Here is a 17,221-nt window from a genome sequence, read left to right on the forward strand (position 1 = left end):
GGCCGTAGGGCAAGAACGCACGCTGCATGGGTAAGCGATCAACTGGGAACCGTTCGAGATCATGCTGAGGCGTCAACCGCATTCGGAGCATGAAGCTGAAGCATTGGGATGGCAGCCCTTCATAGCCATCCCAATCTCGCCGTGGCCGCCGAGCTGATTGTGGTTCCTAGTTCACTTCTGAGCGGCACACGTTTCCGGCCCAGAAGAGAGCGAGGTCGTTGATTTTCAAGCGATGATCGGCGATCAATGCAACTCAGGGCAATGGGGTGGCCGTTGAAACATCATGGGCTTGCAGGGATCGCCGCTGGCGTCGGCGGGGCCGCTGTCGCGGGATACGGACTGTCGATCGGGCATGACGCCTGGCGGTTCACCAGGCGCAACAGCGGCTTCATAATCTTTCTCCTGGTCGTCATCGCTGCCGCCGCGCTGCCCTTCGCCGGAATGCGCGGACTGGTCAGAGGACATGATCGAGGTCCGGTCGGCACCTTGCTGAAAACCGTTCTCGGGAACCTGTTTCTCATTGCAGCAGGAGCAGGTCTTTGCGGCGGCGTGCTGATTCTCACAGGGCTTGCAGTCGGGCCGGACGCGTCGGTGGCTGCAGTCGCCGTCGCAGCTGCGATGCCGATTGCAGGGGGCGCGGCCGGGCTGTGCCGGGGCCTGCTGGAGAGGAGATCCCGGCTCAGGGCGTTTTCCGTGACAAGGGCGAACGAGCAGTTCATGGAGCGGACCGGAATGCGGGAAACGGGCGGATCGGACATCACCCACTACGACGCGGACGGGACTGCGTTGAGGTTTCTGGAAGCGCACGGCGACCGACTGGTGTTCATGGCCGTGGGGCAGCGCGCCAGACGGGCTTACATCGATCTGGGGCCTTCCGGGGAAATGCTCTCCTATTCAGGCGTCGTCAGCCGATGACCCCTTGCGGCGCCAAGCCCCTGCGCCGCCTGGCGGCCCTGACCGCGAACCGGACCATCCGAAACAGGAAATAGGCCGTCCCAAGAAGCCAGAGCACCCCGGAAACCGCCCACGACGCCATGGTCAGCAGAATGCTGGAACCCCAAACGAGCGCGCCCGCGGCCGTTGGAACGAGAGCCAGCAGCCCCCGGTATCCAGCGGGGAATTTCTCGGACAGCTTGCCAAGGCGCTGAACCTCCTGGGTGGACCGTGCGGCCCCAAGCGTCTGGACCGTTGCCCGGTAACCCTGCTTCTTTGCGACGGCGCCCAATGCTTCAGCGCCAGTGGACAGCTGGTTCACGGCCTCCTTGCGGACAACCTTTCCGGTCGCGGCAACAAGGCCGTCCCAGTCCAGCCTTCGCGCATAGCCAGCCAGCGAGCCAAGTTTTTCGCCGTCGATCGATTTTCTGGCCAGAGAAGTCAATTCCTCCGCCAGCCGAGGGTCCAGCTTGCCCATTTTCCTGGCGGCTTTCAAAACGGAGACGCCGACCTTGCCCGAGCCGACGGCTCCTATCGACGGGGCAGCGGCTCCTCCGGTCAGGAGAGTTCCAACCATGGTCCCGGCCGTCAATCCGGTAAGGGCCACGCCCGTCGCCGCAAGGGCGACCACGAGCGGATCGTAGTCAGGATATGCCGCCGCCTCCTTGGCGAGGTCCCTGAGATCCCCGACGACGATGAAATCGGAAACGACCGCGGCAGAGAATCCGGCCCACCCCTTCGCCTCTCCCGTTGTGATTCCGTCCCACACGTCATGCGCCACGCCTCCTTCAGCTGCCGCTGCGGCATCGATGCGAACCTGGACCCCTGCGGGGATCGGCACTGCCTGACTGACTGCCAGCGCCTTGATGCTGGCGGCAAGTTCGACATCGCCTTCCGCGATAGCTTGATCAATCTGGCGGACATACTCGTCGGCGGAAACCCGCCTCAACTGGTATTCCGCAAATGCGCTGGGGTCTTCGCCCTGTTTCTGGAACGTCCGGACGGCATCGAACGCTTCCGGCAGCACGAAGTATCCCGCCCCGACGATGGCCGTTGCCGCAAGAAGAGACGCCGCGCGGTTTCGATTACCCTTCGACAATGTCAGCCCCCAAAAATCCCGCCAGCCTCTGTTACATTAGTCACGCTTGCACAGCCATCCGCATCCGACCTATTTCGCTGGCGCGTTTCGCAGGACTCGTTCGAGGAAATGCTCGAGGATTTTCCCGCGGGCACCGTGTCGAGGACAGTGGGCCAACACGATCTTGCGCCCCACGGAGCGGAGTGTTAGCCCTGATGCCTTAAGGTGGAGGGGAAAATGACTTTGGTAAAAAGAAAAGGTAAGATTCCTCGGGTCAAGACATTCGAAGAGCTCAGTAGAGACAGTAAGAAAAAGGCGAACAAAGGTGTTTCAGGAAATAAAAAATATGGAAAGAGGAAATAAGATGCGCTTCACATCGCTTATCCCCTTCGCTTAGGCAATAATCTGGAAGTTACGCGTGACGACCCTGAGCTAGTGGACGTCACTATTTTCGATGCCCTATTTCGAACCCGCGATCGAGGGGTTCGTCAGAACGTTCGCGGCAACGGGCCTATCGCCCCGCGAAGTAGGTCACCTGAAGACCTAGATATAGCACGCCCCTGAGCAAAGGGGACAACCAGGTTCGATTGTGCCAACTCACAGAACGTGCTCCAGCTTCGGAAGCAAATTCCAAAACGGAAATTTTGGACAATGGATTACGCATGACATTCAACGGAACAGGCTAAAGACCGCCCGCCATGAATCCGGATACAAACGCGCTGCCTGTTGTCGATGAGCGGATGGTCGATATTCTATTGCTAGAGATGCTCCATGTCGACGGCGGCTTCCGTACTTGGTTCTGCAGCTTAATCGACCCTGGCTCCGGCACCTCTGTGTCGCTGGTTTCGGCGCGGCATTCCGTGTTCGAGACGTCTTCCGGAGAAACCGACATCGAAATCGTCTGTGCGCACGACGGTGCAACCGTCGGCTACCTCATAGAAAACAAAATCTACGCACCTTTCATGCCGCGGCAACTCGAGCGCTACCAGATGCGCGGAGAGGAAGGACGCCTGTCCGGCAAATGGGCCAGCTTCCGGGTCGTCCTTGTTGCCCCACAGAAATACCTGTCGGGACTGCGTCAGGAGGAGCGGCAGTTCCTAGATATCGAGGTTCCCTACGAGACAGTCCTTGACTGGTTCGAGCAAGCTCGACGGCCCGATCTGGTCTTCAAACGGCACATGCTAGTGAAGGCCATTGCGTCCGGACGGAAAGGTTACGTGAAGCAAGCCGACAGCGCCATGACGGAATTTTGGCGCAGCTACTGGCTTCACCTTAAATCACCAGGTTCAGCGATCGTCATGGCCGAACCGCCTGAGAAGGGACGTGATTCGTCCTGGATCGACTTCATGGTTCCGTGGAAGGCGCCGAAATGCAAGCTGTACCACAAGTTCAGGAAGGGTACGGTCGAGTTGGTAATCGAATGCAGGGACTCTGGGCGCGCGGAGGCACTCCTTGCTCCGATGTTGAACAAAGACATGGAGTTCGCGGCGACGAAATCCACCGCTGCAGTGTGCATCGCGGTTCCCGTTATCGACCACCACATGGCCTTTAGTCTCCTGGCCGAAAGCGTCAATTACGCAGTCGCGCAGCTTGAGCGCCTGCAAGACCTGGCCGTATCCCCGGAATTCAAGGTCGCCGTGTCCAATCTGGGCCGTTTTCGGAATAGCCCGACTTTGATGCAGGAGCCGCCCGGTCGGAATGACAAGCATCTCAAGGCATAACGAGATGCCGGAAGCCACCGTTGCGCCTGTCCAGGTAGCGTGCCACTCTGAGATCCCGGTTGAGCGTGGCAGTTTGCTAGGCCTTGGCTTTCCGCTTCGACGTCAGTTTTTTGACAGGTGCTGCGGGCTTCCGGCCGAGACCCGATGATTTCGCAAGGACAGAGCGAGCCGCGGAATAGTTCGGAGCCACCATGGGATAATCGCGCGGGAGCCCCCATTTCGCTCGGTATTCATCAGCGGTGAGGCCAAAGTCCGTCCTGAGGTGCCGCTTCAGCGACTTGAACTTTTTTCCGTCCTCTAGGCAGACGATGTAATCGGGAAAAACCGATCTTTTCGGATTGACCGCTGGTGTTAGTGGCGGCTGTTCAACGATGCCCGGCCGACCGAGATTTCTAAGAGTGGCGTTCACAGATGATATAAGATCTGGGAGACCAGCCACGGGTACAGCGTTGTTTTGGACAAACGCTGAAACAATATCGGCAGTCAATTCCATCAGATCTGTGTTCCAGTGATCGGTTTCTTCTGGCACTTCATCGAACTCCTTATTGCTAGTCCACTTGCGTATTCGGGAAAATCGGATGGCGCAAGAAGCGGTCCGACTACTCGCCCGTGATTGGGTTTTCCATGCCTCGGCCGCTCCGCGGCCCGACGGGGCGACCAATGCAAGCATTTATCCAACAGCAAGTTTCTCGCCAAGTTTTGATGCAATTACTGGTCATCTTGCTGTTAGTCACGGTTAAGGAGATCTGGCGTTATTCGCTCATCCTTGGTTCCAGCAGGCGCCAGTTCAACGTACCCCGTTCGGTCCCGTAGCTTCATCGGGATTGATCGGCGATGTCGTACGGCAGAGGCCAAACCGAAGTAGGCTGAATATGTGCCCTCCACGGGACGCATTGCTATTGCCACCCACGCCGGAACCGCGTCTGCCTGTCGAGCCAATTCATCGACTTCGCTCCATAGAAGCGCGGTGATGTCGGCCTCCGCCTTTCCGCGTCTCTCAAGTTCTCTCCGCGGGGCATCGGCTATCAGCACAGCGTTGTAGCAGGGATTAATTCTGCCGTTGGTTTGGAATTCATTCCGAGATTTCACCCCTATGAGAAAGCCTTGTCCGGAACGAATTGCCATGATGTCGGCGTAGGGGAAATTGATGCCCAGATTCAGGTTACGAACTCCCTCAAATCCCGCTGCCCTCAAACGCTCCTCTGCCAATATCTCGCCGATGCGCCCAAGTCTCGACGTGCGCTCGGCGCGAAGGATCGACGATTGCATGGTTAGCCCCAATACAAGCCTCATGGTAACGTAGCAGCAAAGCCACCTGCGACAAACTTGCCTCAGCAAGGCCTTCGGAGTCTTTCGGACCTGGTCAGGCGGTTCTGAGAGTATGCTATCGGTTCCACTGTAGCCACGAGTGCATGCGGAGCGACGGCCATCACTTCCGCCGAAGGCCACTTTTCTAATTCGCAACTGTTCGCGCAACGTAGCCGGCTTTCCCGCGCTTCCTTATCTCAGCTGCATCGCAACTGTCGCAGCAAGCTGATACCCGAACCTTCTTTGCGGCAGCGCTAAACACCCATTCGAGTATTCGTTCAGATATGGTCGGGCGTCTCAGCGCATTGTCGCCTTCAAAGTAGCTAGTGATTGATCGGCGGAAGCAGGACCCGGAACGAAGCATGTTCGCGACCTGATCGATCTGACGATGGCGTTGCGCGAGCATGACCGCCCGATCCCTCTGCTCAAGTCCTGATCTTTCGACCGCTTTCTCCGCCATGAATTTGAGCCTATTGGAATCGCGGCTCGATCTCTGACCGTCGCGGAAAATCACAGACATCGAAGGTTTGCCGCGTTCTTGTTCAGTCGTATAGACGAGGTCTTGTGCAATGCCGGGCTCGTTGAGGATATCGGCGGCGGATCGGTCCTCCGTGCCGACATGCACCAGAAGGGCGCGATGTCTGTTCTGGTCGTCCAGGGCCTGCACATGATCTTTGCCGAAGCATTCCCAGCGACTGTCCACCAGACGGAAGACACAAAGCGTCGGTTCGCCGCGGTGTTGGAAAACACGCTTTGGATAATTCTCCGCATCCAGAACGAAGACCGGGGGGAGGGGCTCGGCGTGCTGGCATACGGGTCGGAACTCTATAAATACGTGGCGGCAAATGATGTGCCGTTGCTACAGTCGGTCTATGATGCGTGGGCAGCTTGGTTCACGTCGGATGGCACGAGATCGGTGGACAAGCTGCAGGCGGCATTTGAACAGATCGTTGCCATCAGCCGAAGTCAGCCATAAACAGTCTAAGATCGGGCTCGCCCCCATCCATATTGGGCAAGTCACTGCTGTGTCGAACACGCCGCTGTCATGCGACTCGATCCGCCGATGACAGAAAGTATTGACACCCGCCCCGCAGAACCCCGAGGTAACCTGTAATTCGCGGGGAGATAGCATGGCTACTTGGGTCCGATACGAAATGTGGGATCGATGGAGGGACCTTACGCGCTTTCGGTTCGCTTGTGAGATGGCTCTCGGCTCGTACCGGGCTTACGTTAACGGCTTCCCTGTAACTTCGAACTCCGCGTTAGTTATTGGTGATCCGTCGGGCTCGACGTTCAAATGCGACCTAAAGGACTTCATGCTGGTCCTCAATGACGAACAGCAGCTTTATCGAGTGCTGTTCCCCTCCTATGTCGCCTTGGTCGAAGATCTTGCTCGCGAACTAGTCGAAAAACTGTTGAGCCAGAAGGGGGCGAAGCCCAATGAGTTTGTAGGGCTTGATCCCAAACTGCCAATGGATGAGGCTGCGGAGCAGTGGATCACGTTCCAGCCCGTGGAAACATGGGCGATGGTCATACTCAAGTTCGGGGGGCGCGGTTGGTCAAGCTTCCAGGGCGGGCGACGGGGTGTCGTCGAGGCCGTCACAATCCGAAATCTCTGCGCGCACGGAATTCCAGTCATCAACAAGAAGGCCCTAAATCGGCTCGCCAGCGCCTCCACTCAGTCACAGAGACTCCCGTCGGTTGGGGATCAGATTGTCCTGGACCGAGCTACTTTTTCAAAGCATGTCGCAACACTACGCAGGTTCGCGCGGTCGATGGCGGATAGCGTGGCGAACATGCCGGACACGCCAGAGGGCCTCACGGTGCCGATAGTATCGGAATCGGAGAGGAGGGCGCCATGATCGAGACGGCCGCCCTCTCACCGGCCTGCAGATTGCTGATTCTTGAATCTACCCTGCCGTTCTGCAATCGGGCCAGCGCATTCAGCAACACAACCGCCTGGTTGCAAGCTCTTGTTACGACCAACCAAGCAAAGTCCGTGCAGCTCAAATCTGTCGCCTACTGACCACGAGTCCCCGATCGGCAGGTTGATATTCTTCGCCACATATAAGGGTGTTTTACATCGTGTGTTTAACGCCGATTCGACTCGAGGTATCAAAGGCACGGGAAGCCCTCATGAAGAATACGAGCGTAGGCATGTTCACGCAGACTGACCCATCTCGCATTCTTGCTCGGTCCCTGAAAGTTCAGCGCCCGGTGATAGGCCAACTGGTTCGCCTCTCGATTTTCTATCTTGCCGTAGTGAGCGCCGCAGCAATCAGTAGCCCTACCTTCGCAGACAGCATTTCGGGCACTTATGTGGGCTCGTCACCGGATGCTGCATTCTTGGTTGAGGTTGTCCAGACGAATGACGGGCAACTGACAGGCCGATACGAACAGGTGTTGTTACAATCGTCTGGAGAGTTAACAGATACCAACGCCGCGCTCAGTGGTGCGGCTAATAATGGTACGGTGGTGATCACAATCAAACCGACCGAATTCCTCTCAGGAAGCATTACGATTTCAGGTACTTTCGACGGTCGGGCGCTGCACCTTGCTGGTGGTGGAAACGGTACAACCCTTTCCTTAAATCTGCTCAGTGCAGACGAAAGTGCTTTTCGTGCTCAAGTCGCAAATCTCACCGACCGGGCCAATCAGACACATCAGGCGAGGCTCGACGCGGATGCCCTGGTACGAACTCAGGGTTTCATAAAACTGATGGACGCCTTTAGTGCCCATGCCGACGCGCAACTTAAACAATTTGCGCCTACCGAACAAAATCTACGAACTATCACAAACCAAATGCGTTCGGCCCTTACAAGGCAACAGGCTATTCAAGGGGATGGCCAAGCTGGCGCTGCACGAAGTCAAATAGCGGTTTGGATCAGTCAAGCCGACGTGAGCGCATCGCAGATTCAAAATGGGATAGATGCCGCTTACCGGGATTTTGATGGCAAGGCGGACCCGATTCTAACAAAACTGACGACGGCGGTTCCCGGCTGTAATGCTGTTGTTTCCGGCACAGCGGTGCTTTCGGATTCGACCCCCACAAACGTAGGAATGTTGAAATCGACGTGTTTGAAATTTCTAGACAGCGCAAAGAGTTTTCAGGCGAAAGTCGTGTCCGTTCGCCGATCGTTCGCACGCATTGCTGGCGTGTGGAACGAAGAACATCAAAAGCAAGCAGCTATGGTCAGGGCTTCAGAGATCGCGGCCCAATAGGTTCGCGGCGTTAGGTAGCAATGACGGTACATCCCAATTTCTGCGCATACAGGAACAGCACGCAGCCCTGGAACGCCCGACGCCTGGGAATCATTCCTGTAGCCGTGGAGGCGACACAGCGTTCCTCGGAGGAGGGCACAGTTCCGGATTCTCCCACCGTTTGTAGGACGGCGTTAGATCCTGGCAAGGCGACGCATCTGCAATTTCACAGACAGTTGGGCTTCTCGCCGGCTTGCCTACGAACCCTTGGCCGCGACGTTTGGCGGGATGCGCGCTTCCGACCGTTTCGCTTTCCTCATCGATCGTCCGGACTGCCAGAGAAGTGATAGTCTCCAGGTGCCATTTCTAAACTTTGTGTAGGGGCACCAAGATTCGATTAAGTCTGCTCTTATATCCTGCGCCGATCGGAATTTACGCCGACCGAGATCCCACCTTGCCATTTGCTATTCATCAGCGCTTCTGTACCTTGATGACCTGGACCAGTCTTCCGGCAGTGATAGCCCTTGTCGTGCTGTTGATCGCGGGCATTTTTGCCGACCATCAAAACAGCATTGTTGCCGAACAGGCATTGCGCGTTGACGTCGCTAAGGAGATGAACCTCGTCCGGGCCAATCTCGAGGGCAATGTCAATGGAGACCTTCAACTGGCGCGTGGCCTGACCGCAACGATCGTCACCGAACCGAATATGAGCCAAGCCCGCTTTGCCAAGCTGGCGGAGAGCCTCTTTCGCGAGAAGACACATCTCAGAAACATTTCCGCTGCCCCCGGCCTGGTCATCTCATTGATGTATCCGATGGAGGGCAATGAAAAGGCCGTTGGACTGGACTTTCGGAAGGACGAAAAGCAGCGTGAAGCGGTTCTTCGAGCACGTGATACTAAACAATTGGTGTTGGCCGGACCCGTGGAACTCACACAAGGAGGTCAGGCATTTATCGGCCGATTCCCTGTCTTCCTTAACCCTGACCGCCCTACCGAGACGTTCTGGGGCATAGTGGCTGCCGTAATCGACATTCAGAATCTGTATCAGGACAGCGGTCTTTTAGACAACAAGCTGCCAATCGAGATCGCCCTGACGGGCAAGGACGCTCTGGGTCGAGGCGGCGAACGGTTTTACGGTCCCGCGCACGTGATGCAAGACAATCCCGTCACGGCCGAGGTCCGGTTGCCGACAGGATCGTGGCAGATTTCCGCCGTGCCCAAGGGGGGCTGGAACGCCACGCCCCGAACCGCCTGGATTTTGCGATTGACGATGGTCATCGGCGGCGCTCTGGTCGTGGTTCCGATTGTCGTCGCAGGGCGGCTTTTTGAGCAACGGCATAAGCACTACGCCGATCTGCGCCGCAGCGAACGGCGGCTTGCACAGCTTTCGGAGAGGCTGGAGCTTGCACTTAATGCCTCGCAGATTGGCGTGTGGGAACAGGATCTCGACTCGGACGTCATATACTGGGACGACCGCCTGAACGAAATCTACGGAAAGCCGGCAGATGGCGAACCGAGGACCTTCGAGGAGTGGTCAAGATCGATCCACCCCGACGATCTTGAGCAGGCTAAGCGGGATTTCGCGCAAGGGATCGCGACGGGCATATACTCTTCGGAATATCGCGTAATACTTGCCGACGGAGGTGTTAGACACCTCCGCGCGCGCGCCAAAAGTTACAAGGATGATATCGACCACAAAATGGTGGGAGCGGAATGGGACGTGACGGCGGATGTGGTCCTGACTCGGGAGTTAGAACAGGCAAAGGACCTCGCCGAAACGAGGAATGCTGAGCTCGAGGCGGCGACGGCGCGCAATGAGCACACAGCACTTCACGATACGCTGACCGGCCTCCCAAACCGCCGCTACCTTGACACCATGCTCGATCGTCACACGGCCACAGGGTCAACGGCCGGCAGCGGCGCTGCGCTTCTGCATCTTGATCTCGATCGCTTCAAACAGATCAATGACACACTCGGCCATCCCGTCGGTGACGCCGTGCTGATCCACACCGCGAAGGTGCTAACATCCACTGTTCGGTCAACAGATTTCGTTGCCCGAGTCGGCGGCGATGAGTTTGTCGTAGTCTGCAGCCGCGACATCTCAATAGACCAACTCAAACAGTTGGCCGAGTTAATCACACAGAGATTGCGGCAGCCTATTCCCTATAAGGGCCACGAATGTCGTATCGGGGTCAGCATCGGGATTGCAGTCGATGCGGACGGTCCCGTCGACGGCCCGCGCCTAATGGTCAACGCGGACATTGCCCTCTACCGGGCCAAGAGCCGGGGACGTAGTCGGTATGAGTTTTTCACTGAAGATCTCCAGTCTGAGATAGTTCGGACCAAACGGGTCGCCGATGAGATTCTCGGAGGGTTGGAGCGCAACGAATTTGTTCCGCACTACCAGCTGCAGTTCGACGCGAAAACGTTAGAGGTTGCCGGCGTTGAAGCGCTGGTGCGCTGGAACCATCCGATCAACGGTCTTCAGACTCCAGCCGGGTTCTTGAAGATTGCGGAAGAGTTGAATGTCGTTTCAATTATTGACCGCATGGTACTCGAACAAACTCTCCACGACTTTGATCAGTGGCAGCGAGCCGGGTTGTCGGTTCCGCGCGCTTCGGTGAACGTCTCTGCGAGACGGTTGCAGGACGAGGAGTTGATCAACAGCCTGACGTCACTTTCAATAAGACCAGGGACAGTTTCGTTCGAGCTTCTAGAGTCAATCTTCCTCGACGACAACGATGAGCTTATGGTCTGGAACGTCAACCAGATCAAGGAACTCGGAATTGACATCGAAATTGACGATTTCGGCACCGGCCATGCGTCTATTGTCAGCTTGCTCAAACTTCAACCGCGACGGCTTAAAATTGCACGCCAGCTAATAAGCCCAATCGCCGAGTCAGCCCAGCAGCGAGAGGTCGTACAATCGATTGTGCAGATTGGCAGGTCTTTGGGAGTGGAAGTCATCGCCGAAGGTGTAGAGACGATGCAGCAGGCCAAGATCCTACAGGATTTGGGCTGCGACATCTTGCAAGGCTATGCGCTCAGCCGGCCGATGAGCGCACGCGAGATCATGGAGCTCTTAAGCAGCCGGCGAATGCTCGCAGCATCCTGAGATCGACGCACGCCGGGGACGAGCGCGGAGCGCAATCGCGACTGGAAGCCGGCTCAACCACTGTCTCGATGGCCGCGGCAGACTTCCGGATGCTGCTCCTGCATCTTCCTGGCTGCCTGGTTGGCAGAGATGGTCACAGCTTCAAAGCAGGTCGCATTCGGTCGCCAGGCTGAGAGCTGTCTGAAGCCTATCAGGGGTCGGCCGGGGCGTGAAGACGCTTGATACTCCCGGCGCCAATGTCCAGCCACCCTCGTCCATCACGACCTTCAGGCGGAGTATGAACCTGCCCCGCGCCCGCGCATCCGCCAGTCCCCTCCCGACTGACCAGTAGACGTGCTGGGCCAGCACCCAGGTCTCGAGCACGTGGCGCGTGAACTCCTTGGCCGGAGCGCTCTCCCAAGCGGCAGCTTCGTGCTTTGCACGGAACAGCGGCAGCCGGTCCCGTCGGTCGAAATTCTCTCCGGCGTCTGGCGCGTTGGCGATGGAGAAGGCCAATCCGTCGACGATGACGGCAGCGAGGCCAGCGCGTGAAGCATCGGCCAGAACCTCGGTCATGCGGTTCATCAAGTCAGTCGGGCCGACTCCGGAAAGGTGACCGGCTTCCAGCCACGTCTCCGAGGTGCGCTGTTCATGGCCGAACCCGGCTTCTTCGAGAAACGCAGCGACAAGCTCCTCGGTGGTCTTTGACCGATCGTCGAGCTGGCGCAGGATCCAAGCGAAGAGCGTTTCCAGCGTCAGGCGGAACAGCTGACGGACCTGCAGCTGACGCCATCTTGTCACCGTTTCTTCCAGGTCAGTCGCCGGATTGAAGGCCGACGGCGCTCCGGCCATCGTGCCGCGGATGCGGTCGACCTCAGCTGTGGCAGCGTTGGCGACGGCCTCCAGCATGAGCCTGCCTCCATTTTTCCTTACTGTGGGAGCCGACAGTCCGAACAGCATGCTGGCGGCGGCTTCCTTCTCGGCGTCGGTGACCGTTCCGAACGACCATGCAGCGGCCCAGTCCATGGCTTCGTCCGAACTGACGCTGACGCTGCCGAGGCTGCTGAAGGCGGGATGATCGAGCCTGTCCGCGATCAGCGCCTCGAACGCGTCAAGCGCAGGCGCGGCGGAGGCGGTCGGCACCAGTATTTCCAGATGAACAGGATGCTGCTCGACCCAGCCAAGCGACTTCAGCCCCGGCCCGTAGTTCACGGGTGCCGTGAATGCCGTGGAATAGCGACGCTCTTCCCGCCGCTTCTTCCATGCTGGACCGCCGAACTGGTAGCTGGTCTCGCGCAGGAGCGGGCCGAGAACCTGACGGCCCGGCAAATCAGCATTGGAGTCCAGAAGGAACTGCGACCACGCGTAGATGACTTCGATGCGGTCCACGAAATCGAGCAAGAGGTCGATCTTGATGTCCCCGGATTCCTGTTTTTCCGCGAGCTGGCGCGCCCGGCGCCAAGCCCAGGCGACGATCACGAAGGGCCGGACATGACGGGCGACATTGTTCAGGCCCGGGAGAACCTGGTCCATCAGGTCGAAATTGGTCTGACGCAGGCCCAGAGGGTCGACGCCGCCGAGTCTGGGCGCGGTCGGAGGCACGAAGACGGGACCTTCGGCTACGCTGGCGGCCGCGGTCATCTCGGCCAGGGAAACTTCAGCCATGTTCAGCCTCCTCCGGCCAGATCAGGACGTGACCGCAGCAGTTCCTGGCTGTCGCCACCGCTGTCGAGCGCAGTTTGCCTACCTCGATCTTCGGCAGCGTGCGGTGGCATTTCGGGCAAGCCTCCGACCATTGCTTCATGACTTCGATCTTCTTTCTCGACCGCTCAGACTTGAACGCGTCGGCCATGGTGGCGAACTCGTCCTTTGCGGCGAGGGCGAGCTCCCCGTATCCGTCGGAGGGAAAGCCCGCCGCGAGAGCGTCGAGGTAGGACCTGGCCTGCTCTCGATAAGTGCGGATACCGCGCACCCGGTCCCAAAGTTCGGGAAATGACGCATGCTGGTTCAGCACGGAATGAAAGCCACGCGCGAGTTCGGGCGACGGGCAGTGGCCTTGTAGGTCGGCTCCTAACCCAACCAGCCTCGATCGGGCGGCGCGCAGGTCGTTCTCGTCGATCCGCGTCCCGAGGAGAGTAAGAGCGACTGCGGAAACCAGTTCGCGCCTGTCATCGGGAATTTCAATCCTGGTCAAAGCGTCGAGAAGCCGCTGGAGCCACCCCTTTGCCCGCTGCTGGTCCGGCTGAAGCCGTTCGCAGATGTACTGCGTCAGGTCCAATGCCCGGAAAGCGTGAAGCTCGACCAGTCCGGGAGAAAGCATCTTGTCGAGGAACTGCTCGAACACGGCCAATGAATGGTCCACGGCCCGGTCGACGGCCTGGACTTCTTCCGTGATGACGTCGCCTTCGTCGTCGCTGTCTGCATTGCGTATGGCTCCGACTTGCTCCAGGGGACCGCGCTTCTCCCGCAGCGCGGCGAAGACATATCCCATGAAGCGGACCCAGCCAGCTCCGCCAGCGCCCGGCCGACCCGCTCCCAGCACCGAGGCGCGAACGAGGCGCAGGTCGGAAACAGCGACCGTCTGATCCTCGGACGACACGCGTCCTCCGGCACCGCCGCCGCCGCTAATCGGTATCGCCGCCTGCGCCATTCTGCGCGGGTCCTCGTGGAACCAGCTCATCATGGCTGCAACGTCAGCAGGCGTCTCCGTCCCCGCCAGGATAGCCAGAAGGCGCGGTCCTAGCGGTCCGGCGCGCCGTGTCATCTCGGTGAACGCAGCAAGCGAGACGAAGCCTTCGGCGACCGCTCCATCGGAAGCTTCGACGCGCACCACCAGCCGGCCGCCCTTCCATGACTGAACCTCCAGGCCCGGAGCGCTGGCGGTGAACGAACCATCGGCGGCAAGCTCGACGTCGTCCAGCTTGCGAGGGCCTTCCGCGGTGACCTGGTAGACCGAGGCCGCTCCCGTCATCTCGGGCGCAAGCACTTGGCCGGAGATGTGGTCGCCTTCCAGAACCGCCCGCAGAATGCCGATCGGCGCGCTTCCGTCGTCGGCATCGTCGACTGGGTCCATCGGCTGGGGCGGCGACGAGGGAACGTATGTCCAGCCAACCATGCGGTCCCGCTGCATCCGGGCTACGCAGGCTTCGACGTTGCGTCCCGCGCCCAAGGCGGCGGTCGAGGCATTGGGGCTGCCTGAGACAAGCAGACGGCCGCGCCTGCATATGATTTCGAAGGCCTTCGCGTGGAGCCTGCGTGGCTTTTCCTCCTTCAGGACATCGAGTTCGACCGGACGGACTTCGACGCTTGTCTGGGACGGCCAGTTTGATCCGATCTTTCCCTGGACCGTGCCGCCGCTGTGCGCATGAATGAAAACGTGATCGAGGCCGATGGCTTCGCAAAGGCGGCTGATCGCCTTTCCGCTATCCCAGAACGGCGCCGCCGCAACCAGCCTTGTCGCTCCGCCCAAGGCATCGGCCGCTTCGGCGATCTTGTCCGATATCGCCCCGTCCAGGCTGTGGAAGAGGCGGACGTCGCCGTTGCGTGCCCGACCGCGCGTCGATCTTCGGAGGTCATTGGCGACGGCCTGGCAATGATCGGCGGCGCCATGGCGGATGTTGTCGGCGAGAGCCAGCAGTTCAAAGAAGTCCGCGGCGTCATCGATCGCGTCGGCCGCAAAGCCCGGATGCAGGTGCTCGACGACCTCGAGATTGCCTCCCCAGCCGTTGAAGGTCAGGTTTCCTGAGCCTACCAGCAGGTGGCATTCGCCATCGGCGACCAAGGCGGAAAGCTTGGGATGGAAGACACCCGCGCTGACCGAGACCGGTTCGAGCTCGTAGTCCCGCCCGACGCGCCGCGCGCCTTGCTCGCTAAGCCCCGCCCTGACGCCCTCGACATCGGCAAGGATGACCGCCTCCCGGCCTCCGCCGCGCACGAGAGCGTCGAGCAGTACAGCCTCGAAGAAGGACAGGCTCAATGCGTATGTCGTGAAGACTGCGCGATGCCACGGGTGTGCAGATACTAGCTCGAGCGGCGATAAGGCCAACAGTTTCCCCCTTGCACACTTGCCTGAATCAGCAACATACGCACGACTCGGACAGCAATAGCTGTTCTGGAGCCGTGTGTCCTAAACTTCATTAGCGAGCGTAAATACTGCTCGGCCACGGATGCGGGATAGGTGAAGGGCAACAGGAGTCGTCTATGAACAGTGCGGAGGAAAATGTGTTCGGGTTTTTCTTTATCCCCTTCATGACCGCAAACGTCCGCAGTCGCAGTTCCTCAACCGGATTGCGATGAATTTGGGCGGGCTTACAGCCGAAGGTGTATTGACTACGTGATTTGCCCGTCAGGTTCTCCATCATACTCGGCAACCCTTGATGGTCAGTGGGAGGCGGCGCTACCGACGTAACTAATCCAATCGACAATTCAACGACCTTGCAGAGAGGATTCCTATGCCCGCTTTGATTCAGCCACCGATTTTCTTGGACCGTTTCCGAGATATTTTGAGGAGCCGCGGCGAGACAGCCGTGCAATCACCAGAAACCAGTCTTGCAAGAAGAGGCGGGGACGAACTCTTCTACACACCGTTCGAGCATGTGAATCCTAATGCCAGACTCGCCATGGTCGGCATTACTCCCGGCCCCGAGCAGCTGAAGCTTGCCTACCGGACGTTCGGCAGCCGTCTGAAAGTCGGGCAGGAGGACGAGGAGATTCGGTTGGAAGCCAAAAAGCAGGCTGCGTTTGGCGGTCCCTCCATGCGTCCGAATCTCCTGAAGATGATGAGGCATTTCGGCCTGGCGGGAATTCTGGGAATCCGCGATGAAGAACAGCTTTGGGGAGACGAGGCTGGCCTGTTCCATGCGACTTCGGTCATTCCGCATGCAGCCTTCAGGAACAGCAAGATGTTCGCTGGAAGCTTCGATGACGTTCTTCGGTCGGACGTGTTTCGCGAGGGGTTCGAGCGCGATTTCGTTTCTTCGCTGCGCCTGATGTCGGACCGGACCCTGTATATCGGATTGGGTCCGACTCCTCTCGCCGCCCTGGACTGGTGCGCAAAGCGGGGTCTTATCCGCGGCAACCAAGTTCTCGGGGCCTTTGCCCATCCCTCAACGAGCGGGGGGAGCCAGGTCGACGTGTACCTGGGACTGAAATCGCCGGAAGATCTGAGCGTGGGTGACCCCGTCCGAAGGCGGCTTCAGTTTCTCCAGCCGGCGTATGCTCGAATGAAAGGGGCAACGGATGCAGTCCGCGGGAAACCAAGCCTTGCATTGGCACCGTCGCCTCCACAACCAAATGGTGCCGCTCGAGCATCCGCGCTCGGAGCACCGAAGCCAAACATGGCCGCCAATCCTCCGAGTGAAAAGACGGCCGGAGTCCACCTGTCAAAGGAGCCGATGAGCAACCGAGACGCCGGAAATCCATTACGCGACCTCATCCAGGCGGAGATGGATCATGATCCGCGGCTTCTCCAGCATCCCGACCGCAGGATCGGCGGCACCAAGAAGGTCGTCATCTACAACACGACCAACGGCCGAACGTTAGCTCTGGATAAGACTTCTAACGGCAAGCAGCCCATATGGACCCGAGCCTCCGATGTAGGCCATGACTGTTTTCCACGCATTGCCGGAGAAGCGTATCAGGCCGAAAGGGGTCGCAACTCCAATCTCAATGTTCCAGAGCTTAAGGGCCTAGCGTTGAGCCGTTTTTATCCGCAGACGCTCGACGAGGCGAAGACCATCATCGGGTTTGTCTGCGATCGAGCCGCGATCTAACTGTCTCGATTTCTCGAGTAGGCCTCGGCCGGCCGTAGGTGTCCGAGGTCTCGTCGGGTCGAATGCGGTTGCCTTCCTCGATGTTTATCCGGGGCAAGCCAGTATTTGTGAATTG

General features: G+C 58.8%; 13 protein-coding genes. 8 read left to right on the plus strand and 5 right to left on the minus strand.

Translation table 11 applies throughout. The features are described 5' to 3' along the window. Positions 1-273 precede the first annotated feature (273 nt). Positions 274-915 (plus strand): hypothetical protein, encoded by a 642-nt coding sequence (locus AC07SZ_RS28625; RefSeq protein ID WP_494916906.1) that lies wholly within the window; start codon positions 274-276, stop codon positions 913-915. On the opposite strand, the gene AC07SZ_RS28630 is transcribed toward AC07SZ_RS28625, so the two are convergent. After that, complete coding sequence (locus AC07SZ_RS28630) at positions 905-1,960, minus strand: hypothetical protein (protein ID WP_494916907.1); 1,056 nt, start codon at positions 1,958-1,960, stop codon at positions 905-907. The genes AC07SZ_RS28625 and AC07SZ_RS28630 overlap by 11 nt on opposite strands. A gap of 749 nt (positions 1,961-2,709) precedes the next feature. Between AC07SZ_RS28630 and AC07SZ_RS28635 the strand changes: the two genes are divergently transcribed. Next, positions 2,710-3,732 (plus strand): hypothetical protein, encoded by a 1,023-nt coding sequence (locus AC07SZ_RS28635; RefSeq protein WP_494916908.1) that lies wholly within the window; start codon positions 2,710-2,712, stop codon positions 3,730-3,732. Positions 3,733-3,808: 76 nt separating this feature from the next. Here the strand turns inward: AC07SZ_RS28635 and AC07SZ_RS28640 are convergent, their stop codons facing one another. Continuing rightward, positions 3,809-4,225 carry a Ros/MucR family transcriptional regulator gene (locus AC07SZ_RS28640; protein ID WP_082582539.1) on the minus strand — a complete coding sequence of 139 codons (417 nt, stop codon included), beginning with the start codon at positions 4,223-4,225 and terminating at the stop codon, positions 3,809-3,811. A gap of 233 nt (positions 4,226-4,458) precedes the next feature. Then, positions 4,459-5,001 (minus strand): hypothetical protein, encoded by a 543-nt coding sequence (locus AC07SZ_RS28645; RefSeq protein WP_494916910.1) that lies wholly within the window; start codon positions 4,999-5,001, stop codon positions 4,459-4,461. Positions 5,002-5,677: 676 nt separating this feature from the next. On the opposite strand from AC07SZ_RS28645, the gene AC07SZ_RS28650 reads away from it, so the two are divergent. From AC07SZ_RS28650 to AC07SZ_RS28670, 5 genes are all read left to right on the plus strand, one after another. Then, a complete protein-coding gene (locus AC07SZ_RS28650; protein WP_494916912.1) occupies positions 5,678-6,016 on the plus strand; it encodes a hypothetical protein in 339 nt (112 codons plus the stop codon). A gap of 340 nt (positions 6,017-6,356) precedes the next feature. Next, positions 6,357-6,902: a hypothetical protein gene (locus AC07SZ_RS28655; RefSeq protein WP_494916913.1), complete on the plus strand. Its 546-nt coding sequence runs from the start codon at positions 6,357-6,359 to the stop codon at positions 6,900-6,902. Further along, positions 6,899-7,066 (plus strand): hypothetical protein, encoded by a 168-nt coding sequence (locus AC07SZ_RS28660; RefSeq protein WP_494916915.1) that lies wholly within the window; start codon positions 6,899-6,901, stop codon positions 7,064-7,066. The genes AC07SZ_RS28655 and AC07SZ_RS28660 overlap by 4 nt, the downstream gene beginning before the upstream one ends. A gap of 110 nt (positions 7,067-7,176) precedes the next feature. Continuing rightward, positions 7,177-8,262: a hypothetical protein gene (locus tag AC07SZ_RS28665; RefSeq protein WP_494916917.1), complete on the plus strand. Its 1,086-nt coding sequence runs from the start codon at positions 7,177-7,179 to the stop codon at positions 8,260-8,262. Positions 8,263-8,731: 469 nt separating this feature from the next. Beyond that, positions 8,732-11,356, plus strand: coding sequence for a bifunctional diguanylate cyclase/phosphodiesterase (locus AC07SZ_RS28670; RefSeq protein WP_494916999.1), 2,625 nt, complete (start codon positions 8,732-8,734; stop codon positions 11,354-11,356). A 141-nt stretch (positions 11,357-11,497) separates the two neighbouring features. Here the strand turns inward: AC07SZ_RS28670 and AC07SZ_RS28675 are convergent, their stop codons facing one another. Then, complete coding sequence (locus AC07SZ_RS28675) at positions 11,498-13,000, minus strand: septum formation inhibitor-activating ATPase (protein WP_494916919.1); 1,503 nt, start codon at positions 12,998-13,000, stop codon at positions 11,498-11,500. After that, the gene (locus tag AC07SZ_RS28680) at positions 12,993-15,311 is read right to left on the minus strand and encodes a phospholipase D-like domain-containing protein (protein WP_056566699.1); all 2,319 of its coding nucleotides are present in this window, start codon (positions 15,309-15,311) and stop codon (positions 12,993-12,995) included. The genes AC07SZ_RS28675 and AC07SZ_RS28680 overlap by 8 nt, the downstream gene beginning before the upstream one ends. A gap of 475 nt (positions 15,312-15,786) precedes the next feature. On the opposite strand from AC07SZ_RS28680, the gene AC07SZ_RS28685 reads away from it, so the two are divergent. Further along, on the plus strand, positions 15,787-17,106 hold the full coding sequence (locus tag AC07SZ_RS28685) for a hypothetical protein (RefSeq protein ID WP_494916921.1): 1,320 nt from the start codon (positions 15,787-15,789) through the stop codon (positions 17,104-17,106). Positions 17,107-17,221 lie beyond the last annotated feature (115 nt).

The sequence above is a fragment of the Mesorhizobium sp. GW821-FHT07A06 genome, assembly GCF_059419085.1.